This window comes from Streptomyces sp. SP18BB07, assembly GCF_036322545.1.
GTDB lineage: Bacteria > Actinomycetota > Actinomycetes > Streptomycetales > Streptomycetaceae > Streptomyces > Streptomyces deccanensis.
This window is the reverse complement of sequence record NZ_JAQYWT010000308.1, coordinates 20,391-42,141: the sequence shown is the minus strand read 5'-3', so window position 1 is coordinate 42,141 and position 21,751 is coordinate 20,391. Positions and strand designations below refer to the sequence as shown.

The window sequence follows — 21,751 nt, the reverse complement described above, 5'->3', positions numbered from 1 at the left end:
CGTCCGCCCTCCCCTCTCCCAGGTTCTGGTCACACATGCGCACTCACACCCTGCTGCCCTCGCTCCTGCTGCTCGGCACCCTCTCGATCACCACGGCCTGTTCCCCCGGTTCCCCGGAGCCGGCACCCGCCGGCCCGCCACGAGCCGCTGCCGAATCTCCCTCATCCGTGCACAGCGTCGACCCGTCGAAGATCAAGGGCCTGCGGATCGTCAGCAACAGCAGCGAGCAGCGCTCCTGCCCCTTCGCCACCAGCTACCCGGACGTGCCCGGCGCGGAGGCGATGACGGCCGCGATGAAGAAGGACGTGGAGCAGCGCCTGGCCACATTCCGCGAGGGGGCGTGCGGTAACGGCGCAGTCGGCGAGCTCAACGTCAGCCACAGGTTCCTGGTGGCTTCCGGCGATGTACTCGGCGTCCGGCTCACCACACAGGACAGCAGCGGCGCCGGGTCCGGGCTGTCGGCCAGGACGTACTGGTACGACGGTGACGCGGGCGACTACGGCACTGCTCTCGAACTCATCGCCGACGACTCCCGGAACGCCTTCATCTCCACCTTGAAGGACGAACTCAAGGGGCGCGAAGGCTTCGACGCGACCGTCTTCGACGGCACGCTCTCCGACGCTGCCTCCCGCGTGCCCGCTCTGGACAACATGGCCTTCACCGCTGACGGCGGGCTGCAGGTGACCTTCGACAGCGGCGAGGTGGGCGCGCCGCCCGCCGGAACGTTCCTGGTGACCCTCTCCAAGAAGACGGTCACCCCCTGGCTGTCCGCATTCGGCAAGCGTGCCCAGCGGCAGACCACGACCCCCGGCCGTTCGCTCGACCTGGGCGCGCGGAACACCCCCGACCCGGCCGTCCCCACTCACACCGCCTCCGGTGACGACGACACCGACTGCAAGCAGGTCACCTGCATCGCGCTGACCTTCGACGACGGACCGGCGGCTCCCGAGACCGCGACCCTGCTGAACCACCTGGCCCAGTACAAGGCCCGCGCCACCTTCTTCACCACCGGACAGAACGTCGCCGCCCACCCCGACCTGGTTCGCGCCGAGGCCCGCGCCGGACACGAGGTCGGCAATCACTCCTGGAACCACCCCGACCTCACCAAGCTCACCCCCGAGCAGATCGCCTCCCAACTCAACCGCACCAGCGCCGCCATCAAGGCCGCCACCGGCAAGGAGCCCACCCTCTTCCGCCCGCCCTATGGCGCCATCAACTCCACCGTCCGGTCCGCCACCAGGCTTTCCCCCGTCCTGTGGGACGTGGACACCGAGGACTGGAGGTATCCCGACGCCGCCAAGGTCGCCCGGACCGTCATCGACAAGGCGCAGCGCAACAGCGTCGTCCTCATGCACGACATCCACCCCACCTCCGTCGCCGCGGTCCCGCAGATCCTGCGGACCCTCACCGCCCGCGGCTACCACTTCGTCACGGTCAGCCACCTGCGCGCCAGCCTCTGAACCGTCGCGTACGACGTGATCGAGCCCCTGCCGCGAGCGGCCGACGGCGGCCCGAATCCGCTTGTCGGCCACCCAGTTTTCGAACCACCAGATTCCGGCGTGGAGCCGGACACCGAAGGAGTACGCATTGCTGCCCAAGTCAGTCAGGTGGGGGGTGCTCCCCGCCCTCGCAGGTGTGGTGGCCGTCTCGCTCGCCGTACCGGGACCGGTCGCACAGGCCGTCGCCCCCGAAGCAGCGTCGGTGGGGCGGCACACGGGGACAGCCAGAACCGTGACCCTCATCTCCGGCGACCGGGCCATTCTGCGCCCCCAGCCCGGCGGCAAGGCCCCCGCCGTGTCCGTGCTGCCCGGCAAGGGCCGGGAGGACATGGGCTTCCGCCTCGTACGCTCCCTCCGAGCCGGGACACAGCACATCAGCGTGATTCCAGCTGACGCCGAGCACTCCCTGTCCACCGGGAAGTTGGACGCGCGGCTGTTCGACGTCACGGAGCTGATCCGCATCGGTCAGGACGACGCGCGCTCGCGCTCACTGCCGTTGATCGTCATGGAACGGTCCGACAAGGGGGCCGCCCGGTCCGCCCTCACCGCGCACGGAGCCGACCTCGGCCGCACCCTGCGCGCTCTGAACGGCGGCACCCTCACCCAGCCCAAGAAGAACACCGGTGCCCTGTGGCAGTCACTGCTCAAGGGACCGTTGTCCAGCCGTGTCAGCAAGCTCTGGCTGGACGGCAAGGCGAAGGTCCTGGACGACGAGAGCAACAAGATCATCGGAGCCCCCACCGCCTGGAAGTCCGGCCTCAGCGGCAAGAACGTGCTGATCGCCGATCTGGACACCGGCATCGATGCCAACCACCCCGACTTCAAGGGCCGCATCGCCGACTCGAAGGTCTTCATCGGCACCAGCCTCAAGGACGGGTTCGGGCACGGCACCCACACCGCCTCGACCATCGCCGGCACCGGCGCGGCCTCCCGGGGCAAGTACGCGGGCGTCGCGCCGGGCGCCAAACTGCTCATCGGCAAGGTCTGCGACGACAACGGCGCCTGCCCGGACAGCGCGATCATCGCCGGCATGGAGTGGGCCGCGGCCCAGCACGCGGTCGCCGTCAACATGAGCCTCGGCGGCACCGTCACCGACGGAACCGACCCCCTGTCCACCGCCCTGAACCGGCTCACCGCACAGACCGGCACCCTGTTCGTGGTGGCCGCCGGAAACGACGGCGGGCCGACGGGCAACGGCGTGGACGGTACGGTCGGCAGCCCCGGCAGCGCCGACGCCGCGCTCACCGTCGGCAGCACCACCAAGCGCGACACCCTCAGCGACTTCTCCAGCCAGGGCCCCCGACTCGGCGACGCCGCCGTCAAGCCTGACCTGGTGGCACCCGGCGAGGACATCATCGCGGCCCGCGCCGACGGCACCAACATGGATACGCCCACGCCCGACCCGCGCTACGAGCAGGCGTCCGGCACATCCATGGCCACCCCACACGTCACCGGTGCCGTGGCCCTGCTCGCCGAGGCTCACCCCACCTGGAAGGCCGCCGACTTCAAGCGGGCCCTGACCTCCTCGGCGCACGGCCTGAAGAACCTGACCGCCTTCCAACAGGGCTCCGGCCGCCTCGACATCGTGCGCGCCCTGCAGCAGAAGATCCACGCCACCTCCGGCGCCGCCAACCTGGGCCTGTTCGCCTGGCCGCACGCCGGCACCACCGCCACTCGGCAGATCACCTACCGCAACGACGGCGACCAGGCGGTCACTCTCAAGCTCGCCCTGGACACCTACGGCCCGGGCGGCAAGCGGGCCCCGGCCGGCATGTTCTCCCTGGGCGCCACCAGCGTGACCGTCCCCGCGCACGGCACCGCCACCGCGAACGTCACCGGCCGTACCACCAAGGCCCAGATCGGCCGCTACGGCGGCGCCGTCCTCGCCACCGCCCGAGACACCACGGTGCGTACCGCGGTCGGCCTGTTCGCCGAACCGGAACGCCACACACTGACCGTCACCGGCCTCAACCGTGAGGGCAAGCCGGCCGCAGGCGCACTGCTGACAATCGTCGGCCCGCGCACCGGCATCCAGCAGGACATCCGGCTGGGGAGTGACGGCACGTTCCGGCTGCGCCTGCCGGAGGACGACTACACCATCCTCGGCATCGACGACAGCCTGGCCGAGTTCGACGGTTCCGGCACCCGTACCGGGACCCGGACCCTGCTCGCCGCCACCGCTATCCGCACCGACCGGGACCGCACCGTGACACTCGACGGCCGCAAGGCCGGCAAGGTCTCGGCCCGCGTCGACCACCGCGACGCCACGACGATCTCCACCTCGGCCACCCTCGCCCTGGCCGGGGGGCCGGGAATCGACACCTACTCACTCACCGCCGTCGTCGGCAGCAAGGCCACCCTGTACGCCACGCCCACCGCACAGGCCCCGGGCGTCCGCTACGCCGCCTCCGCCACCCTCACGGGCAAGGGCTCGGGCGGCGCCTACCGCTACTCCTTGCGGCAGACACACAACGGCGGCATACCTGCCGACACCAACCCCGTCGTCCACGACCGGCAACTGGCCACCGTGCGTGCCAGTTACGCCTCACAGGGCGGCAAGCGCGTAGCAGCCGTGCGCTCCGATCAGCCCACCAACGAGACGGAGTTGATGCCGTTCATCCCGACACTGCACACCGCACTGCCGAGCCGAGTGACCGAGTACTACTCAGTCGCCCCCGGACTCACCTGGACGCACTACCTCGACCTCTTCGGGACGACGGACAACAGGCCCGACGGCACTCTCCCGGACCATGACGAGACGACCGCGGTCCGTCGCTACCAGGCCGGACGCACGTACACCGTCGACTGGAACCGGGCCCCCGTCGGCCCGGCCGTCTACAGCTCCACCCGCAAGGGCAACGACCTGTCCCTGGACATGACGCCGTATGCCGCCACAGGCACCGGTCAGCGCCTCGACGGCTCCTCCAACTTCGGGGTCGACGGCGAGGTCGTGCTGTCCTCCGGTGGACGGGTCATCGACCGAACCGGCGACCTCTCGAACATCGGCTTCACCGTCCCCAGCGCCGCCAAGCGCCGCTACACGCTGACCACCCGCACCACGCGCACGGCCGACTGGACGGCGCTCGGCACTCGCTCCACGGTTACCTGGGGCTTCACCTCGGCACGGCCTCGCGGCTCGACATCCTCGACGCTGCCGCTGCTGACCGTACGCGCCGGGGGAGGGGTCGACCTCAAGAGCACCGCCCCTGCCGGCCGTACCTTCCGCGTCCCGCTCACCGTGCAGCGCCCCGCGGGTGCCGAACGGTCGGCGGTCACCCGGCTGACCCTCCAGGTCTCGTACGACGACGGCCGCACATGGAAGACCGTCCGCGTCGCCCGCCAAGGCACCACCGGCAACGCCCTGCTCCACCACCCGAGCCGCACCGGCTATGCCTCCCTGCGGATCAGCGCAGCGGACAAGGCAGGCAACACCGTCACCCAGACCGTCATACGGGCCTACCGAATCGCCACAGTGCACTGACCTGCACGACGGCACCCTCGTGGGCACCCTTCACTCCTGGTGAAGGGTGCCTCGGCCTGGCTGTCGCGGGTCAGGACGTCGATGACGGCGCGTAGTGGCGGGCAAGGTCGGTGGCGAGGGCGCGGAGGTGGGCCCTGGCTTCGGTGGGGCCGTGCACGGTGATGGCGCTCCCGAACGGCAGTAGCGCTCGCACGTCCTCCAGGTGCAGGAAGCGGATCGTCACCCTGTGGCCGGTGGCGGATGCCTCATGGTCGTCCCGGACGAGTCGCTGGCCAAAGATCCGTCGCGCTCGCTCGAACTGGGTCTGGTCGATGGTGGCGCTGACCTCTATCGCATGGTTGTGTTCCCACTGATCGACGAGCGCTGCGGCGACGGTGGCCAGGGTCTGGTTCTCGCGGATCCGTCGTGGCTGGTCGACTTCTTTCCACGTAGTGATCCGTTCGAGTCGGTACATCCGTGGCACTTGGGCACAGTCGGCGACGAGGTACCAGATACCGGCCTTGGCGAACAGCCCGTAGGGATCCACGACCAGGTCGCGTGGGCATGACTCGCGTGGGCTGTCGTACTCGATCCGTAGCCGTCGACCTCGCCGCACTGGGCCGATCAGCGTAGCCGGAGTTGTGCCGGAAGCTCGTGTCCGGAGCCAGGGACAGCTGTCCACGTGCACCACGTCGGTGAGCGGCAGAAGCTCATGAACTCGACGTGACTGCGCAGCGCCGATCTTGGAGAGCGCGCGCCGGCTTTCGGCCGATGCGTCGAGCTCCGCACGTTGCTTCTCATCCAGCCCGGTGAGCGAGAGGTGTTCACGCTCGCCCGGCGTGAGGCGCGTGAGGTCGAGCCCGGACCCGGGCAGCATGGTCACGCCGCCGAGGCGGCCCCGGTGTGCGGTCACCGGCAGACCGGCGTCGCGGAGCCAGTTCAGATCGCGGGTGATGGTGCGAAGGGACACCCCGAGCGCCGAGGCAAGTTCCTGTGTGGTCACCGCGTCCCTCGATTCGAGGAGCAGCATCAGGGCGAAAAAGCGGTCTGGCGTCACACCCCGAGTTTTTCAGGGAATTGCGACACGATGCGGCGCATATACCGGTGAGGCTGATGGACGCGTACCTACGAGCTGCCTGTTGGCCGGGGGTGCGCGCACACACCCCCCGATCCAGAAAGATGCCCGCGATGAGTGCCGACCCGACCGACGCCGAATCACCGGTGACATACCAGCCAGGCTCTGCCGAATATGACGAGCACCGTGCCGGCTTCCAGTTGCGGGAGCGTCATCGGCCGGCCCACGTGGTGGCGGCACGCGCCGCCGGTGACGTCGTGGCGGCCGTCCGGCACGCCGCGGAGTCATGTATGCCGATCGCGGTCCAGGCCACGGGACATGGACTCGCCAACCCCCTCGCCGGTGAAGGTGTGTTGGTGTCGACGCGAAGGATGGACGGTGTCGATGTCGACCCCGGTGCCGGCACCGTACGGGTGGGCGCGGGAGCGCGGTGGCGCGATGTGATCGAGGCCGCCGCGCGCTACGACCTGGCACCGCTGTCCGGGAGCATGCCCGGTGTCGGCGCTGTCTCCTACACGCTCGGCGGCGGCATCGGGCTGATGGCTCGTCACTACGGCTTCGCCGCAGACCATGTCACGCGCTTGCAACTGGTCACCGTCGACGGCTCCCTGCTGACGGTCTCGGAACGCGAGGAGCCGGACCTGTTCTGGGCGCTCCGCGGCGGTGGCGGGAGCTTCGGCATCGTGACCGCGCTGGAGATGGCTCTGATGCCGGTCGCCAGGCTGGTCGGGGGCGGTCTGATGTTCGACCTGGGGGAGACGCCGGAGGTGGTCTCCACCTGGTTGCACTGGACGGCGACCATGCCCTCGGAGATGACCTCGGCGATGACCACGCTCGAGGTTTCCAAGCGGCACATGGCCCATGTCCAGATCGCCTACCTGGGTTCGGCTGCGGAGGCAGACGAGTTGGTGGCCCCATTGCGGGCGTTGAAACCCGCGTACGACGGTGTGCAGGAGATCCCGTACCGGCGGTCCGACACGGTCTTCAGCGAGCCGGATCAGCCGCATGCGTATGTCGCCGACAATGTCTTGTTGCGGGCGATCGACGAGGAACGTCTCCGCGACGCCATCGCCGTGTCGGCGCCAGGCCGGTCGGTTAGCTCCATCATCTCGGTTCGTCATCTCGGTGGGGCGCTGTCCACTCCGCCGAGGGTGCCGAACGCGGTCAGCCACCGCGAGGCCATGTACCTGCTGTGTGCGGTGTCCCCGACAACCAGGTCGAACGCGGCAAGTGCGCGGGCTCTGCAGGGCGAAGTGTTGGCCGGCTGGTCCGGGACCGCCGTAGGCAGTTCGCCGAACTTCACTCTCGGACGACCCGACCGACGCGCCGCCGCAGAACTGTTCGACGCCGAGCGTCGTGACCGATTGCTGCAGCTGGCCCGCAAGTACGACCCCGCCGGACTGTTGCACCCCAGCTTCGTCATCGCCTGAGCACAAGCATCGAAGCTTGTTCGCTGTTCCACTCCGGCTGCCGTGGAATCGCCAGAGCTCGGGAGCCGCTGGGCAGCAAGGTTATCGATGTTGACTACTGTTACAAGTCGTCAACCAAGGGGGAAGACATGCCTGTTCGTGCTCTCGTCGTCGATCCGTCCGCACCCGCCGCCGTACGCCTCGCCGAGGTTCCCGACCCCGTGCCCGGACCGGGCCAGGTCCTGGTGGACGTCTCCCACGTCTCCTTGAACTACGGCGACCTCAACGACGCTCGCTCCGGTCGGGTTCCCGTGGGTGCGGTGCTCGGTTCGGACGCAGCCGGAGTGGTCGTTCGGGCTGCCGCCGACGGAACCGGCCCGGCGGTGGGCACTCGGGTGGTGGCCCTGACCTCGGGGGCGTTCGCCGAGCGCGTCGCGATCGATGTGGGTGCGCTTGCCGAGGTGCCCAAGGGCTTGGACCCGGCGAAGGCGGTCGCCCTTCCGGTCGCCGGAGTGGCGGCACTGCGCTCACTGAGGGCCGCCGGGCTCGGGCCGGACAAGAGGGTCTTGGTCACCGGCGCGTCCGGCGGGGTCGGCCGCTTCGCCGTTCAGTTGGCGGCGAGGGCGGGTGCCCACGTGATCGCGTCCGTGGGCTCGACGGCCCGCGGGGAGGGGCTGGTCGGCTTCGGCGCCGACGAGGTATTGGTCGGCCTGGAAGGACTCGAGCGAGCGGTCGACGTGGTCATCGACAGCGTCGGCGGCCCCCAACTGGTGGCGGCATGGAACCTGCTCGCTCCCGGGGGCAGCGTGCAGAGCGTCGGCTGGACTTCCGGGGAGCCGGCGGTCTTTCCCCCGTATGCGACCGTGGGCCCGACCAGGTCGCTGACGTCCTTCGTCATCGAGGGCGATGTCGGCCCGGACCTGACCGTTCTCACTGAGCTGGCTGCTGAGGGGGCCATCACTGTCGAGATCGGCTGGCAGGGATCCTGGGACCGCTTCGCCGAGGCCGCCGAGGCCCTCCGCGGGCGCCGCGTCTCCGGAAAGGCCGTCCTGCAGGTCACGAAGTGAGCGGTGCGCCGGCAGTGCCGCCGCAATCCGTCGCGGACGCGGCGTTCGAGGTGATCCCATGGTGTCGATCACACGCGAGGTCGGTTCAACAGCCGGGAGAGCACGATGGCGCTCTCGGTCCGTTCGACAGGAGCTGTGGCGCGCACGCGTTGAATGGCCTGTTCCAGGTGGTGGATGTCCCTGGCGAGCATGTGGACGACTGCGTCGGCGGCGCCAGAGACGGTACAGGCTTCGACGACCTCGGGGATGCCCTCCAGGGCTCGGCGTAGTTCGGCGGGGGTGGGATTGCCGGTGCAGTAGACCTCGACGAAGGCCTCGGTGTGCCAGGCCAGTGCCTGAGGGTCGATGAGAGCGGTGTAGCCGCGGATCGCGCCTGTGGCCTCCAAACGCCCGAGACGCCGCTTGGCGGCGGGCGCGGACAGCCCGGCCGCCTTGCCGATCTGGGCATACGTGGCACGTGCGTTGTGCAGCACGTAGCGGATGATCGCTTCATCGATGGCGTCCATGACCCCACTCCAGACGTCAGAACCCGCGGCTGGCCCCCGGGGCGGCACGGCGCAAGTATTCGCACTGCGCGGCCAAGTGTCCGCGCACTTCGTCGTCAGCGAGGAGGACGGAGGGCTCGGAGCGTTCGGAACCCTCGAACGCGGCCACACCGGTGATGCCTGCATCATCACGGAACCGACCAGCGGCGCCCTCATGACCGCGAACGCCGGCGCCCTGACTTTCCGTATCGAGGTACCCGGCCGCGCCACCCACGGCAGCACCAGATACGTCGGAGTGAGCGCCGTCGACGCCTACCTGCCCATCCACCGCGCGCTCGCCCGTCTCGAAGCCCGCCGCAACACCGGCGCCGGCCCGCTGATGGCCGACTACCCCATTCCCTACCCGCTGTCCGTGGGTACCGTCCGGGCCGGCGACTGGGCCAGCAGCGTGCCCGACCTGCTGGTGGCCGAGGGACGACTGGGTGTCCGGCTGGGCGAGGATCCGGCCCAGGCGCGCACCGAACTGGAAGTGTGCGTGGCCGAAGCCTGCGCGGACGATCCGTGGCTGCGCTCCCACCCCGCCACGGTGACGTGGCCCGGAGGCCAGTTCGCCAGCGGACAGCTGCCCGCCGGACACCCTCTCGCCGCCCTGGTCGGCGACGCGCACGCCGACGTCACCGGTGGCCCCCGCCCGCCGGAGCGAGGCGCCCCCTACGGCAGCGACCTCCGGTTGTACTCCGGCGCGGGCATCCCCACGCTGCAGTACGGCCCCGGCGACGTACGCCTCGCGCACGGCCCGCAGGAACAGGTCCGCGTCAGCGAAATAGTCACCGTCACCCGGGCACTGGTGCTCGCCACGCTCCGTGCGGTCGGCACCGAGTAGTACCGCCGCACCGCCCTTTGCCGCCTACTGCAGAAAGGCATGGCCACGGTGATGGCCCTTCGGACGAGGCACTCGACTGTCGCCCGCGGGCCCCGCCACCAGTGACCGCTTCGCTGTCGTGTCGTCCCACGACGTCCAGGTCTGGGACACCTCGACAGGGCGCCGGATCGCACCTCGACGTCTCGGGTGTGTCGACCGCGGTTTTCCGCGCGGACTCGAGGACATCAGGCATGGCGGCTGGCCGCGCTCGGGTCGCCGTCGGCGTCGACGGGCGCCGCGCCGATCCGACCGGCGGTGGCCTGGCTCGGCACGGCGTTCACCGCGGTACCGGACGTGACCGGAAGCTACGCGACGCCCCTGGCGCTTCGGCAGTTGGCCTCGTTGTTGCCCCAGTACTCGCAGACCGTGACGTACACGTAGAACCCGTCGGCGAAGAAGTTCTCGTGGTCCGCGGTGCAGCTGCCGTTGTTGGACGGGTCGCGCAGGATGACCGCCATGTCGCCGCCACGGGGGTCGGTGCCGGTCACGACGGCGACGACACCCCGCTCATTGGAGTCGTTGTCGCAGACCGTGATCTTCTCCATCGACGGATAGCCGGCCAGGTCGGCGTCGAAGAACACCGCGCCGCTGCCACCCGCCGTGTAGAGCCAGCCGACGTTCTGGGGCGGCTCGGCCGCGTTCGCCTGCGTCCCGACACCGAACACCACGGCCAACACCGTGGCGACCACCAGACTGAATCGTCGCACCCACCTCATCGACCATCCCCCTTCCCAGCCCGAGACAAGATCGGCACACCCTACGGAAAACTCCGGCTCCCGTCACCGCCCGCTCGGAAATCTGGCTGGATCTGACGGCCACCCACCGACCGCCCCTGCGCGAGCCCCTCCAGGAGAGCCGCCGTCTCGAAGGCGTGTGGGTACGGAACGAATGGGTGCTCGTGGTGGAAACCGAATACTCGACCGTGTCGTTCGCGGAGTCGTTTTGCCCCTCCGGTGTTGGCGGGGTCGAGCCGACGAACGGCCGAGGACACCGCGCTGTCAGTGCCCCGCCGTAGGGTGGCCAGGTGTGGCCCGAAACCGGCCTCGACCCGCAATTGACCACCCACCGGCCGCGCCGCTGCCGGGAAAGTCCGACAGAGAGCAGATCCCGTCGTGTTCCAGGAGACCCCCATCTTCAGCCGCCTCGTCGACGAGCGCGGCGACGTCCCCGCCCAGGTACGCGGCGAAGCCGAGCGCATACGACGCGACTTGGCCCGCGTCCTGCCTCAGGCGCCCGCATCCTCCTGGAACACACCGCGCAGCACCCAGGGCCCGACGGCTCCCTCCACCGCCCTGTAGGGGCGCGAGGGGCCCAACGTCTGCCGCTCCCCGTCACCCGCCGAACTGCGCCTCACCGCCCTGCGTCCGTCAGGCCCGTGTGGACGGGTGCCGGGGACCACGTGGGAGGCAGTGGCTCAGCCGGATCCCCGGTCACCAGCAGCGGGTAGTGGAAACGCCACCACCGGGCGTGCTCTGTCATCAGGTTCTGGCTCGTACCGAACGGTCTGATCGGTGCCGTGGCCAGGCGGAACCGCTCGTCCAGGGCGTCGAGCTCGGCCTGACGGTGTCGGCGTACCCGTTCGGTCAGGATCGGCCAGGCGTCATGGAGCCAGTCGCGATCGGAGATGTCATGGGAGAACTCCCAGGCCCACATCGTGTCGAAGCCCTCTTCGACGTCCGTCACGAACTCCGCCCACGCCTCCATGCGAGCGTTCAGCGTCAGGACGCCGTGGTAGCGCGTGGACAGCTGCCGCGTAGCGCGATGAACCGACGCGTAATCCTCGGCATCCAGCAACTCAGTCTCCATACCCTGCAGCCTCGCAGGAGCGAGCACCATCGTCACCGACGGGTGTGTGGTGACCTCGCTCTGGATCTGGTCGACTACGAACAGTGGCTGAGGGTCGAGCCCGGATCGGGCACTCGGCTCGTTCCCTCACGGGTCGCGCGGTGGACGCCGTAGCGGGTGGCCGGTTCGTGGCGGCCGGCGTGCGTCGGATTCGGCGCAGCGGACACACGTGGTCGCCGCCGGACGGATCTCCAGGCGCTCGGGCGGGATCGTCATGCCGCAGCCATCGCAGCGTCCGTACTGACCTCGGTCGAGTCGTTCCAGCGCCCGGTCCAGTTCCTTCAGGTGCTCGCGTGCCTGCGCCATGAGGGCGGCCACGTGGGCCCGCTCGAAAGCGGTGGTGCCTCCTTCGGGGTCGTGCTCGTCGTCGACTGCGATCAGTGCATTCGCCGCGACGATCCCGTCGAAGTCGCGGCTCAGCGCGGCCGCCCGGGCGAGGGTCTCGGCGCGGGCGGCCAGGAGGCGCGCGCGGGCGGCCGAGAAGGCGGGCGGCCCGGGGGCGTCGGGGTCGTTGCGGGGTACGTCACCCATGCTGCGAGAACGCCGAAACGCGGCTCACGATTCCCTGTTCAGGACCACCGTCACCCGTTGGCCTGCCGGTGGTCACCGCAGCGGTCGCAGGTCGGTCCTGGCCCCAGGCCGGCCAGTACACGCATGGGTGCCTGTCCGTAGCCGTGTGCATCGTGTGGGACGAACTGTGGTCGCTCATCGAGCCGTTGTCGCCCGGGGAACGAGGCGGCCGGCGTCCGGGACCAGCTGTACCAGCTGCTGCCTCGGGCCCAGGAGCGGGCCCAGCCCCATCGACCGTGCACGCCCAGGCAGGAAGCCCCGCCGCATCACCGGCCGGCCACGGCGGCGAGCCGAGATGCTCTCAGGGCGTCCGGCGCGTCCACTCACCGCCCACCTTCTCCACACCGCCGGACGATCACGGTGGCCCCGCCGGTCAGAGGGGTTCGGGATGGTTGCCGGGCCCGTTGGTGCGGGGGGACAGAGGGGTGGGTGACAGCGTGGTGTCCTCCTCTCCGGGCTCCAGCAGGGTGTTGGCGGCGCCGACGATGAGCGGATCGGGGGTGCCCACCGCCTCGGGATCCTTGCTGGTGTAGTCGATGCGCGACAGCAGACTGCGCATGGTCTCCAGTCGCGCACGACGTTTGTCGTTGCTTTTGACGACGGTCCAGGGGGCGCGTTCGGTGTCGGTGGCGCGGAACATGTCGACCTTGGCCTCGGTGTAGTCGTCCCACCGGTCCAGCGAGGCCAGGTCGGTGGGAGAGAGTTTCCACTGCCGCACCGGGTCGACCTGCCGGATGGCGAATCGGGTGCGCTGTTCGGCGCGGGAGACGGAGAACCAGAACTTCACCAGCAGGATGCCGTCGTCGACGAGCATCCGCTCGAAGGCGGGGCACTGAGCGAGGAACAGCTCGTACTCGTCCTTCGAGCAGTAGCCCATCACACGCTCCACACCGGCCCGGTTGTACCAGGAACGGTCGAAGAAGACGATCTCTCCCGCCGTCGGCAGGTGGGCGACGTATCGCTGGAAGTACCACTGCCCCGTTTCCCGCTCGGTCGGCCTGTCCAGGGCCACCACACGTGCGCCGCGGGGGTTGAGCCGCTCGGTGAGGCGTTGGATCGTGCCGCCCTTGCCCGCCGCGTCGCGCCCCTCGCACACCACGATCACGCGTGCGCCGGTGTCCTTGACCCACCGCTGTAGCTTGAGCAGCTCGATCTGCAGGACGCGCTTGCGCCGCTCGTACGCCTGGCGGCTGACCCTGTGGTCGTACGGATGGTTCTCGCGCCAGGTCCGGAGGGGGCGGCCGGCCCCGTCCAGCAGGACCGGCCGCTCCCGTCGGCTGGTGTCCACGGTCAGCCCGTCCAGGAGCCGGTCGCCCTGTTCAGCGTTCATCACACCACTCCCGAGTGAGCTCTGTACGCGCTGAGGTCAGAGGGGCATGCGGCCACGGGTACGGCGGCCGGCCGAGCCGCTGCGGCCCACGGCGCGGGAACTCGAGCGGAACGGCTTGCTGAAGAGTCGACCAAGGACACCGGGCGCCTTGCCGCCGGCCCGCGCGCCGGCGCCGAGCGAGCGCTGAGTGCCACGTTCGGGATGACGGGACAGACGCGGGACGAGGAAGGCCAGCACGGCCAGGACGACACACACTCCGACAACTGCGGCGATGATCACGAATCGACTCCTTCGATAGGTCGGAAGAACACGAGTGCCCCGTCACACGCCCCACCCACCTATGCAATCGCTTGCATACTCTCGACGTTCCGCGAGGGCGGGAACCTTCGGAACTGCCTGCGCCTGGCCGCGACGCACGCCACCCACACATCCGCGGACGTCGTACGCTCCATGCACGAACTCGGCAGTGCATCAGCGCTCTACGAAGATCAGCCGCCCCAGCGCCGGTTCCGGGACGCGAACGCCGTCCCTTGCGGTGCTGTCCGGTTGGAGTGCGATCGGCAACCGACGTCTACGGCGGCGAGGACGCAGGCCCGCTCCCGCAGTGCTTGTGCGTCCGCCCTACGACAAGACCAGCGCGGCATTCAGCGGCTCTTCGGCGAAGGGGAGCCGGCCGCGGCTGGAGGGAAGCGCACCGAGGTCCGGCGGATGGTGGAGGACGCCACCCGCCGGACCTCGGCGTGTCGTCAGCTCATGCCGCGCTGGAACTGCTGGTTGGTGCCGGTCCCGCAGGTCCACTGAATGAGCCGGGCGCCGTTGGCGGTGGAGGCGTCCTTCACGTCCAGGCACTTGCCGCTGTGCCGGGCGACCAGGTTGTAGTACGGGCCGCCGCCCACGCCGGTGACCGTGCCGGCGGCGGTGTCGAGGGCGATCTGCGGGTACCACGGCATGCTCATGGTGGTCCGGCTGGGGAAGGCCAGCGGCAGCCAGACGTACTGGGAGTCGTTGACGGTGCTGCCCATGGAGTCGCCCCAGCGGTCGCCCATGTACAGGTACGAGGTGCCCTGTGTGCCCTGGACGGGCAGGATGAACGTGGTCTGGGAGCCGTAGCCGGTGTCGTCCCCGATGTCGGCCATCGCGGTCCACGGGCCGGTGATGCTGGTCGCGGTCGCGTACCGCTGCTGGTTGGGCTTCCAGCCGCATGTGCAAGCTGGGTTGGGTCGGATGAACGCGGATCGCACTGCGGTCTCGGCACAGCGGATGCTGTGGATCGTGGCCGCCGGGTTCTGTCTGGTCTCGGCCGTCCTCGTACCGCTCACACTGCCGCTCGGCTGGGACGAGATCGTGTACGCCAGCCGCTTCGGGTCGTACGGTCCCGCGACCCCGTTCAGTGCTCCGCGTACCCGCGGGGTTCCTCTGCTGCTTGCTCCGGTCGCCTCCTGGGGCGACTCGACGGTGCTGCTCCGGGTGTGGCGCTCCTGTTGGCCGGCGGCGCGCTCTGGCTGGGGTTCCGACCCTGGCTGCGGATCCTGCACCGCCCGGCGGCGGTGTGGGTGGCGGCCGGGCTGTACGGCAGCCTGTGGATCACTCTGTTCTACGCCGGTTCCGCGATGCCGAACCACTACTCCGCGATGGGTGCCACGGCCGCGGTGGGCTGTCTCCTCGCGCCGCGTCCCCGATACGCGGGTGTCGCGGCAGGGCTGGCGGTGGTGACCCTGATGCGGCCCAACGACGGTGTGGCCGTCGCCGTGCCGTTGCTCATGGCCGCCGTACTGATGCCCGTGTTGCGTGACCACGGCCGTCTCCGGGGGCGTCTGTCGGCCGTGGTGGCCGGACTCGTGGCGGGTGCGCTGCCCTGGGTCGTCGAGGCCGAGGTGAGGTTCGGCGGGGTGCGGAACCGGCTCGCGGAGGCCGGCGACGTCCAGGGCGGCCTGGGGGCCGCCTTCCTCGTTCCCTACGCCGCGCCGCGCTTCCTGCTGCCGGCCTACGCCCTGCTGGCTCTTCCTGCCGCCGTCGGGCTCCTGGCCGTCATCCACCGGGCCCGCACCCGCCGTTCGCTGCCGACAGCCGCGGTGCTCGCCCTGGCACTTCTCGGGCACTGGGGCCTCCAGGCCGACCTCGTCCACACGCATGCGAGCATCCAGCAGCGGGCCCGCGGAGACTGGGTCCGGATCGCCTCCGTGCTGCGCGAGCACGGGGTGCACCCGCCGTGTGTCCTCGCGGGAAACCGTTCGACGATTCCCATCGCCCACACCGCGGGCTGCACTGTCACGGAGACGGATCCCTCGGCGCACCCCAGTGCGGTAGTCCTTCGCGAGGGCAAGCCACCGCGATGGGCGCGCGACTGGCAACGTTTTCCGGTGCCGGACACCTACAACCCCGGATGGACCGTGGTCGTGCCTCGATGACGGCCGACTGCGCACCTCAGGCCGGTAGGGCGATGCGGCCCCCGAGGCCCCCTGCGGCGGGTCAGCTTCGGGTGGATGCGTAGTTGCCGCATCCGGCTCGCCCCACCGGAGAGATGTCCTGATCCGGAACACGCTTGTGGGCTCCGGATACATCCGGAGCCCACAAGCACGCCGCTGCTTGGCTTACCAGCGATACCAGCGTCCCTTGCGGCCGCTCGCGCCCGCGGAGCGCATGACGAAGCCGAGCAGCCAGACCACCAGCACGATGACGGCGATCCACCACAGTGCCTTCAGCGCGAAGCCCGCGCCGAAGAGGATCAGAGCCAGCAGAAGAACGAGAAGCAGGGGAACCATAGTTATCAACCTCCGTCGCTCCTCGTGCCCGGCGAATGCAAGAACACACGGTCGATTTCCTTGGTTTCTCCATTGCTCTCGCGGGCACTGGACCCAGTTTCTCCACGGCATTCACTTCACCGCCGGATCGGTGGTGCTGTCGGTTCAGTCAAGTCCGGCCGCCACCGACGGCCGCGCCAGTTGTCCGTTGATCCACATCGATAGCGGGTAGACGGGGCGGCATGGTTGAAGTGGTAGAGGCTGGGCTGTGGGGGTTGGTGGCGGGGTCGGCGCTGCTGCTCGGTGCTGCGCTGGGGTACGGGCTGCGCGTGCCGCAGAAGGTGATCGCGACCGTGATGGCCTTCGGGGCCGGGGTGTTGATCTCAGCGGTCTCCTTCGAGCTGGTCGGGGAGGCGTACGACCAGGCAGGGCTCGCTCCCGCAGCCGTCGGCACCCTCATCGGCGCCCTGGCCTACACCGCTGGGAACGTGTGGCTGGCCCGCCGGGGCGCCCGGCACCGCAAACGCTCCGGTCACGAGCACGCAGAAACGCAGCCCTCGGAGGCTCAGCAGGGTGGGTCCGGGATGGCGCTCGCGCTCGGTGCGTTGCTCGACGGCGTGCCGGAGTCGGCGGTTATCGGCGTCAGCCTGCTCGACGGGGGCGCGGTGAGTCTGGTGACCGTGGCCGCGGTGTTCATCAGCAACGTGCCTGAGGGGCTGTCCAGTTCGGCGGGGATGAAGAAAGCCGGCCGCACCAAGGGGTATGTCTTCGGTGTCTGGGCGGCGATCGCCGCCGCGAGTACCGTGTCGGCTGTCCTTGGCTACACGATCGTCGGCTCCTTCTCCCCGGCCGTGATCGCCGCAGTGACCGCGGTGGCGGCGGGGGCGATCCTCGCCATGATCGCCGACACGATGATCCCCGAGGCATTCGAGGACGCTCACTTGGCCATCGGACTGATCACCGTGTGCGGTTTCCTGGTCTCTTTTGCCCTCTCACACACTTGACCGCTTGGGTTCGAAACGGGTGGACCGTGCCGTGGCGCTGTGTGTGGCAGGTGGTGGTGCCACGAGCCTCTGGCCGCCGGGCGCCGCGGGGCCTGGTCCTCGCCCGTTGTGGGAGACGAAGTTCGCCACGTAGAACGCGACGCGGGGAAGCGATCACCCAGAACGCCAGAGCCAGCACGCTGCCCGGCGTGACCCACCTGGCCGGCATACTCGCCCCGCCCTGCGGACCGCTCGCGGGCGGGTTTTGGTCCGCCGGAAGACGTGATGTCGCTGGAGCTCATGAACGTCGCGCCGCCGAGCTTTCAGGCTGTCGCGACGAGGCCGAGGCCGATGCCGATGAACAGCCAGCCGGTCGTCAGCTCCCAGCGGTGGCGGACCTTCGGGCGAGCGAGGAATGCCCGTAGCCGCGCGGCTACGGCGACAAGGGCGAACCAGTAGGCGACACCGATGACGATGTCCAGGGTGCCGAGGAAGAAGATCTGCCGCGATGCCGAGCCGCCGCCGTTGACGAACTGCGGCAGGACGCTGAGAAAGAACAGCGCCGCCTTGGGGTTCAGCACATTGGTGACGAAGCCCTGGGTGAAGCCGGATCGCCGACCGCCGTGGACAGGGCCGTTCCTGGCCGAAGTTCGCGGGCCGGCGACGTCTGCCAGGCCGCCGGCCCTCTCCGGCCCGGCGGCCCGCTCACGGGCGGCCCGTCGCGCGGCCAGCACGGCTCGGACTCCCAAGTGGACGAGGTAGGCCGCGCCCAACAGTTTGATGGTGTCGTAGACTGCCGGTGATCGGGCGGCGATCAGCGACAGTCCGACCGCGGCGGCGAGCATGTGCACGCACAGTCCGGTCTGGGCGCCCAGCGCCGCGGCCCGTCCTCTGGCGGGATGCTCGGTGGCCGCTCTCACCACCACGAGGAAGTCCGGGCCGGGGACCACGTACGCCACCAGTACTACGCCGAGAAAGCCGACGAAGTCGACCGACATCCGTTCTCCGTTTCGTTGGCCCCGCGGCCTGCTCGCCGCGCGTGGATCGTTCGCCCAAGGGTTGGGGTACCCGGATCCGGGTCAGGCCGCGAGGGTCCGCTTGCCGACCACCGAGGCGACGGCCTCATCGAGTACCCCGAGGCTCCGTTCCACCTGCTCGTCCGTCACGGTCAGCGGCGGCAGGACCTTGGTCACCTCGGCGTTGGGCCCGGCCGTCTCCATCAGCAGACCGCCCCGGTACGAGGCGTCACACACCTCGCGGGCAGCGCCCGGACGGCCGAAGGGCAGACCCCGCGCGAGGCCGCGCCCGCGCGGGGCGGGCAGTCCGTACCGGCGGGCGGTGTCGGCCAGTGCGCGGCCCACGCGCTCGCGCCGAATCGGACGGGCAACCGGCACTGCCGGCCCGTTCTGGGCCCGGGACGGCGGCGACGGAGGGCGAGGGGCCGACCGTGTCGGTGACCTTCCTCGCCGACTGGCGGCTGTCCCACCTGCCGGCCGCCGTCACCCGTCCCCGCGGGCCCGCTGCCACAGCTCCCCGGCGGTGGGCCGCTGCCCCCCGACAACCGGCCGCTGCCCTCGGTGGCCCACTACGACCAGCTCCTGCAACGGCCCGCCCGCACGGCCGGCAAGAAGGAAGGATCATGACGCGCAAGCGCGGAGACTCACCGAGGAAGCCGCCACCGCCTCGATCGACCAGGCGTGTCGCATGCTGCGGCTGCCCACCATCCGCCAGCAGTTCAAGGACCAGGCCGACGGCGCTGCCCGCGAGCAGATGTCGTATCGGGCGTGCCTGGCCGAGCTGCTGATGGCAGAGTGCGACGACCGGGCCCGACGCAGGTCCGAGCGCCGCATCAGGGCCGCGGCCTTCCCCCGCGAGAAGAGCCTGCGTGCCTTCGACTTCCAGGCCAAACCTCAACGTCGACCCCGCCACCGTCAACATGCTCGCGACCTGTGAGTGGGGCAAGAAGGGCGAACCGCTCTGCCTGATCGGCGACTCCGGCACCGGCAAGTCCCACCTGCTGATAGCCCTGGGCACCGAGGCCGCCATGCAGGGCTTCAGGGTCCGCTACGTGCTGGCGACCAAGCTCGTCAACGAGCTGGTCGAGGCCGCCGACGAGAAGCAGTTGTCGAAGACGATCGCCCGCTACGGCCGTGTCGATCTTTTATGCATCGACGAACTCGGATATATGGAACTGGACTGCCGCGGAACCGGGTTGCTGTTCCAGGTGCTGACCGAACGCGAGGAGAAGAACAGCGTCGCCATCGCCTCCAACGAGTCGTTTTCCGGGTGGACGAAGACGTTCCCCGACCCGCGACTCTGCGCGGCCATCGTCGACCGGCTCACCTTCAACGGCGCCATCATCCAGACCGGCACCGAGTCCTACCGCCTCGCCCACACCAAGGCCCTGGCCGCGCAGACTGGTGCCGGCTGAGATCCGAGCCGGGTACTTGCGCGGTACTTGCGACCGCGCAAGTCTGTCTCAAGCGCCGGTGACTCCGTCGATCCGCTCACGGATGAGATCGGCATGACCGTTGTGACGTGCGTATTCCTCGATCATGTGCACCATGATCCAACGCAGGGAGACCCCCTGATCGCCAACATGACCCGCTTCCTGTTCGGACAGGCGGCCGGAGTCGTCCAGCGACGCGTCAGCGATCAGCTCACGGCCTCGGGCGACCTCGGCCTGCCAGGCAGCGATCGCTTCGTCGAGCCCACGGTCCGGCCGCAGCGCATAGCCGTCGATGTTGTTCTCCCCGAAGACTGGGGGCACATGTTGACCTGCGAATACACGCTGGAACCAGTTGCGCTCCACCTCAGCCAGGTGCTGAACGAGACCGAGTAGCGTCGTCGATGAAGGTGACACGGCAGCAAGCCGTAACTGATCATCTTTGAGGCCCGAACACTTTAGGGCAAGAGTTGCACGGTGAAAGTCCAGCCATGCCTCCAGCATGGCGCGCTCCTCAGCATGCGCGGGCGGGATAGGCCGTCCATCCGGTGTCGTATTCATCGGCCCACCATGGCAGCAACAGCCGTGGCCCACGACTACCTTCGCTGGCGACGAACACGCACCTTGGCCTCTCCCGCGGCGAGCCAGTGACATCAAAAAGGTGTCCCAGCGCACCAACATCAAACTGCACGCGCGGCTGTGCTCCGGCGGTTACGTCAGCAGGAGCCCTCAGACGGGGGAGCCGGCTGGAACGGTGCGGCCGGGACGCCGCGGGTCAGGCGGTCAGCGCCTGCTCGACGGTGGAGTAGCCAGCGGCGGCGAGGCCAGGGCTCCGTCGTTCTTGTAGTGTGTCCGGTTTGATGCGGGACCGGGTAGCTCGTGTTGTTCTCGCCTTGCTGACGGCGATGCCCTCGCGTTGGGCGAGCCAGGTGCCGACGGCCATATCCAGTGCATCGTCGTCGATGCGCTGCAGAGTGCGGCGCATGGTGGCCTCGGCCGGGGCGACGGGGCCGAGGTCCGGTTTCCGGCACACGCCGCCGAGCCGGGCCGGGACGGCGGGGCGGGGCGTCGGCAGCCCACTCTGCAATCACGGCCAGGTACTTCGCTCCGGCCAGGACCGCGCACGCTGCCATCGACAGGACGAAGACGAGTGGGTGGCGTCGGCCCTGGCGTCGGCGGGGGTCTGGCACTTGAGCCAGGCAGGCAGGGTCTTCCGTTGTGGTGATCAGGGACTCGACATCTCATGATCACCGGGAGTCGTGCCTGCCTCCACGTCAGTCCGAGCCGACCACCCAGCAGTTCTGACTCGATTCCTGAAAACCCATCAACCCGGACGAGCCGCCTGAACGGCACCGCCCTGGCGGCAAGGTTGGCCACCGGTGCGGCGAACCCGGCCCCAAGAGGCGCGGCACTCCGGGCATCCGGAGCACCTCGGCCGAACTGCCGAGGTGCTGATTACCGGTCATTGGATCACGCCGGCGCCGCGACGGGAGTAACCATGCGCACAGGCTCCCGGGCGTTTGCGGCGAGAAGCGAGAAAGGGCCGACTGCACAGGGAATTCTCAGGTCGAGAGCTTTCGCGGCTCGCTCTGGGGTCTGTTCCTGCGAACCGCAGTTGATCCTTGAGGATCGGAGCAACGAATGTCTTCCGTGAATATGCAGGTCGCAGCCCGCTCCAACGGGACGGCCGCCACCGCATCCAACGCACCTGAGGAGCCTTCCCTTCGCTGACCAGTCCCTTCTTGGCGTCGGTGCCACGCTGCTCCGCCTCAGGCGCGTCTCGCTCCCCGGCTGCGACTTCGCCCTCAATAAGGCTCACGGGACTCACGGGATTCCAGAGACTCGTGTTGTAGTTATAGGCGGCTCTGGTGTCCTCAACCGGACGGGCTTATTTCCGCCTTGTTGTCTCTGTGTGTCGA

20 protein-coding genes and 4 pseudogenes are annotated in these 21,751 nt (G+C 69.4%); 10 read left to right on the top strand and 14 right to left on the bottom strand.

Annotation, left to right across the window (positions count from 1 at the left end):
• Positions 1 to 35: 35 nt before the first annotated feature.
• Together PUR53_RS20280 and PUR53_RS20275 are read left to right on the top strand one after the other, a co-directional pair.
• Positions 36 to 1,460: a polysaccharide deacetylase family protein gene (locus PUR53_RS20280; RefSeq protein ID WP_329900608.1), complete on the top strand. Its 1,425-nt coding sequence runs from the start codon at positions 36 to 38 to the stop codon at positions 1,458 to 1,460.
• Between the two features lie 127 nt (positions 1,461 to 1,587).
• Complete coding sequence (locus PUR53_RS20275; RefSeq protein ID WP_329909180.1) at positions 1,588 to 4,980, top strand: S8 family serine peptidase; 3,393 nt, start codon at positions 1,588 to 1,590, stop codon at positions 4,978 to 4,980.
• A gap of 70 nt (positions 4,981 to 5,050) precedes the next feature.
• On the opposite strand, the gene PUR53_RS20270 is transcribed toward PUR53_RS20275, so the two are convergent.
• On the bottom strand, positions 5,051 to 6,016 hold the full coding sequence (locus tag PUR53_RS20270; protein ID WP_329909178.1) for a helix-turn-helix transcriptional regulator: 966 nt from the start codon (positions 6,014 to 6,016) through the stop codon (positions 5,051 to 5,053).
• A gap of 131 nt (positions 6,017 to 6,147) precedes the next feature.
• Between PUR53_RS20270 and PUR53_RS20265 the strand changes: the two genes are divergently transcribed.
• The gene (locus PUR53_RS20265) at positions 6,148 to 7,464 is read left to right on the top strand and encodes an FAD-binding oxidoreductase (RefSeq protein WP_329909177.1); all 1,317 of its coding nucleotides are present in this window, start codon (positions 6,148 to 6,150) and stop codon (positions 7,462 to 7,464) included.
• A gap of 128 nt (positions 7,465 to 7,592) precedes the next feature.
• Entirely contained in the window at positions 7,593 to 8,510 is a 918-nt protein-coding gene (locus PUR53_RS20260; RefSeq protein WP_329900604.1) for a zinc-binding dehydrogenase, read from the top strand.
• A gap of 68 nt (positions 8,511 to 8,578) precedes the next feature.
• Here the strand turns inward: PUR53_RS20260 and PUR53_RS20255 are convergent, their stop codons facing one another.
• On the bottom strand, positions 8,579 to 9,016 hold the full coding sequence (locus PUR53_RS20255) for an Lrp/AsnC family transcriptional regulator (RefSeq protein WP_086800909.1): 438 nt from the start codon (positions 9,014 to 9,016) through the stop codon (positions 8,579 to 8,581).
• Between the two features lie 64 nt (positions 9,017 to 9,080).
• Here PUR53_RS20255 and PUR53_RS20250 point away from each other — a divergent pair.
• A pseudogene (locus tag PUR53_RS20250) lies at positions 9,081 to 9,878 on the top strand (M20/M25/M40 family metallo-hydrolase); the annotation flags it as partial.
• Positions 9,879 to 10,222: 344 nt separating this feature from the next.
• On the opposite strand, the gene PUR53_RS20245 reads toward PUR53_RS20250, so the two are convergent.
• Positions 10,223 to 10,633 carry a hypothetical protein gene (locus PUR53_RS20245; RefSeq protein WP_329909176.1) on the bottom strand — a complete coding sequence of 137 codons (411 nt, stop codon included), beginning with the start codon at positions 10,631 to 10,633 and terminating at the stop codon, positions 10,223 to 10,225.
• A gap of 396 nt (positions 10,634 to 11,029) precedes the next feature.
• On the opposite strand from PUR53_RS20245, the gene PUR53_RS20240 reads away from it, so the two are divergent.
• A complete protein-coding gene (locus tag PUR53_RS20240) occupies positions 11,030 to 11,215 on the top strand; it encodes a hypothetical protein (protein WP_329909175.1) in 186 nt (61 codons plus the stop codon).
• A 52-nt stretch (positions 11,216 to 11,267) separates the two neighbouring features.
• Here PUR53_RS20240 and PUR53_RS20235 read toward each other — a convergent pair whose 3' ends face one another.
• The 4 genes from PUR53_RS20235 to PUR53_RS20220 form a co-directional block, all read right to left on the bottom strand.
• A complete protein-coding gene (locus PUR53_RS20235; protein WP_329909173.1) occupies positions 11,268 to 11,723 on the bottom strand; it encodes a hypothetical protein in 456 nt (151 codons plus the stop codon).
• 126 nt (positions 11,724 to 11,849) lie between these two features.
• On the bottom strand, positions 11,850 to 12,293 hold the full coding sequence (locus tag PUR53_RS20230; RefSeq protein WP_329909172.1) for a TraR/DksA family transcriptional regulator: 444 nt from the start codon (positions 12,291 to 12,293) through the stop codon (positions 11,850 to 11,852).
• Between the two features lie 412 nt (positions 12,294 to 12,705).
• A complete protein-coding gene (ppk2, locus tag PUR53_RS20225; protein ID WP_329900598.1) occupies positions 12,706 to 13,662 on the bottom strand; it encodes a polyphosphate kinase 2 in 957 nt (318 codons plus the stop codon).
• A 36-nt stretch (positions 13,663 to 13,698) separates the two neighbouring features.
• The gene (locus PUR53_RS20220; protein WP_329900597.1) at positions 13,699 to 13,941 is read right to left on the bottom strand and encodes a DUF6411 family protein; all 243 of its coding nucleotides are present in this window, start codon (positions 13,939 to 13,941) and stop codon (positions 13,699 to 13,701) included.
• Between PUR53_RS20220 and PUR53_RS20215 the strand changes: the two genes are divergently transcribed.
• Entirely contained in the window at positions 13,864 to 14,463 is a 600-nt protein-coding gene (locus PUR53_RS20215; RefSeq protein WP_329909171.1) for a hypothetical protein, read from the top strand. The two genes, PUR53_RS20220 and PUR53_RS20215, sit on opposite strands and share 78 nt — an antisense overlap.
• On the opposite strand, the pseudogene PUR53_RS20210 reads toward PUR53_RS20215, so the two are convergent.
• A pseudogene (locus tag PUR53_RS20210) lies at positions 14,427 to 14,861 on the bottom strand (RICIN domain-containing protein); the annotation flags it as partial. The gene PUR53_RS20215 and the pseudogene PUR53_RS20210 overlap by 37 nt on opposite strands.
• Positions 14,862 to 15,131: 270 nt before the next feature.
• Here PUR53_RS20210 and PUR53_RS20205 point away from each other — a divergent pair.
• Positions 15,132 to 16,070 carry a hypothetical protein gene (locus PUR53_RS20205; protein ID WP_329909170.1) on the top strand — a complete coding sequence of 313 codons (939 nt, stop codon included), beginning with the start codon at positions 15,132 to 15,134 and terminating at the stop codon, positions 16,068 to 16,070.
• 183 nt (positions 16,071 to 16,253) lie between these two features.
• Here PUR53_RS20205 and PUR53_RS20200 read toward each other — a convergent pair whose 3' ends face one another.
• On the bottom strand, positions 16,254 to 16,424 hold the full coding sequence (locus PUR53_RS20200) for a DUF5670 family protein (protein WP_329900593.1): 171 nt from the start codon (positions 16,422 to 16,424) through the stop codon (positions 16,254 to 16,256).
• 221 nt (positions 16,425 to 16,645) lie between these two features.
• Here PUR53_RS20200 and PUR53_RS20195 point away from each other — a divergent pair, with 221 nt between their 5' ends.
• Positions 16,646 to 17,407 (top strand): ZIP family metal transporter, encoded by a 762-nt coding sequence (locus tag PUR53_RS20195; RefSeq protein WP_329909168.1) that lies wholly within the window; start codon positions 16,646 to 16,648, stop codon positions 17,405 to 17,407.
• A 302-nt stretch (positions 17,408 to 17,709) separates the two neighbouring features.
• Here PUR53_RS20195 and PUR53_RS20190 read toward each other — a convergent pair whose 3' ends face one another.
• Positions 17,710 to 18,384, bottom strand: coding sequence for a LysE family translocator (locus tag PUR53_RS20190; RefSeq protein ID WP_329909167.1), 675 nt, complete (start codon positions 18,382 to 18,384; stop codon positions 17,710 to 17,712).
• Positions 18,385 to 18,465: 81 nt separating this feature from the next.
• Positions 18,466 to 18,747, bottom strand: a complete 282-nt coding sequence (locus PUR53_RS20185) for a hypothetical protein (protein WP_329909166.1) — start codon at positions 18,745 to 18,747, stop codon at positions 18,466 to 18,468.
• 325 nt (positions 18,748 to 19,072) lie between these two features.
• On the opposite strand from PUR53_RS20185, the pseudogene istB reads away from it, so the two are divergent.
• Positions 19,073 to 19,817, top strand: a pseudogene (istB, locus tag PUR53_RS20180) (IS21-like element helper ATPase IstB).
• 48 nt (positions 19,818 to 19,865) lie between these two features.
• Here istB and PUR53_RS20175 read toward each other — a convergent pair.
• From PUR53_RS20175 to PUR53_RS20165, 3 genes and pseudogenes are all read right to left on the bottom strand, one after another.
• Positions 19,866 to 20,393: a DinB family protein gene (locus PUR53_RS20175; protein ID WP_329909165.1), complete on the bottom strand. Its 528-nt coding sequence runs from the start codon at positions 20,391 to 20,393 to the stop codon at positions 19,866 to 19,868.
• 214 nt (positions 20,394 to 20,607) lie between these two features.
• Positions 20,608 to 20,919 (bottom strand): hypothetical protein, encoded by a 312-nt coding sequence (locus PUR53_RS20170; protein ID WP_329909240.1) that lies wholly within the window; start codon positions 20,917 to 20,919, stop codon positions 20,608 to 20,610.
• A gap of 34 nt (positions 20,920 to 20,953) precedes the next feature.
• Positions 20,954 to 21,022, bottom strand: a pseudogene (locus PUR53_RS20165) (hypothetical protein); the annotation flags it as partial.
• Between the last annotated feature and the right edge of the window lie 729 nt (positions 21,023 to 21,751).

What these genes read in the sequence shown, in the direction of transcription:
- PUR53_RS20260 (WP_329900604.1), top strand. Translation starts at nt 7,593, where the DNA reads ATGCCTGTTCGTGCTCTCGTCGTCGATCCGTCCGCACCCGCCGCCGTA.
- PUR53_RS20190 (WP_329909167.1), bottom strand. Translation starts at nt 18,384, where the DNA reads ATGTCGGTCGACTTCGTCGGCTTTCTCGGCGTAGTACTGGTGGCGTAC.
- PUR53_RS20280 (WP_329900608.1), top strand. Translation starts at nt 36, where the DNA reads ATGCGCACTCACACCCTGCTGCCCTCGCTCCTGCTGCTCGGCACCCTC.
- PUR53_RS20245 (WP_329909176.1), bottom strand. Translation starts at nt 10,633, where the DNA reads ATGAGGTGGGTGCGACGATTCAGTCTGGTGGTCGCCACGGTGTTGGCC.
- PUR53_RS20235 (WP_329909173.1), bottom strand. Translation starts at nt 11,723, where the DNA reads ATGGAGACTGAGTTGCTGGATGCCGAGGATTACGCGTCGGTTCATCGC.
- PUR53_RS20215 (WP_329909171.1), top strand. Translation starts at nt 13,864, where the DNA reads ATGACGGGACAGACGCGGGACGAGGAAGGCCAGCACGGCCAGGACGAC.
- ppk2 (WP_329900598.1), bottom strand. Translation starts at nt 13,662, where the DNA reads ATGAACGCTGAACAGGGCGACCGGCTCCTGGACGGGCTGACCGTGGAC.
- PUR53_RS20265 (WP_329909177.1), top strand. Translation starts at nt 6,148, where the DNA reads ATGAGTGCCGACCCGACCGACGCCGAATCACCGGTGACATACCAGCCA.
- PUR53_RS20200 (WP_329900593.1), bottom strand. Translation starts at nt 16,424, where the DNA reads ATGGTTCCCCTGCTTCTCGTTCTTCTGCTGGCTCTGATCCTCTTCGGC.
- PUR53_RS20195 (WP_329909168.1), top strand. Translation starts at nt 16,646, where the DNA reads ATGGTTGAAGTGGTAGAGGCTGGGCTGTGGGGGTTGGTGGCGGGGTCG.
- PUR53_RS20255 (WP_086800909.1), bottom strand. Translation starts at nt 9,016, where the DNA reads ATGGACGCCATCGATGAAGCGATCATCCGCTACGTGCTGCACAACGCA.
- PUR53_RS20175 (WP_329909165.1), bottom strand. Translation starts at nt 20,393, where the DNA reads ATGAATACGACACCGGATGGACGGCCTATCCCGCCCGCGCATGCTGAG.
- PUR53_RS20230 (WP_329909172.1), bottom strand. Translation starts at nt 12,293, where the DNA reads ATGGGTGACGTACCCCGCAACGACCCCGACGCCCCCGGGCCGCCCGCC.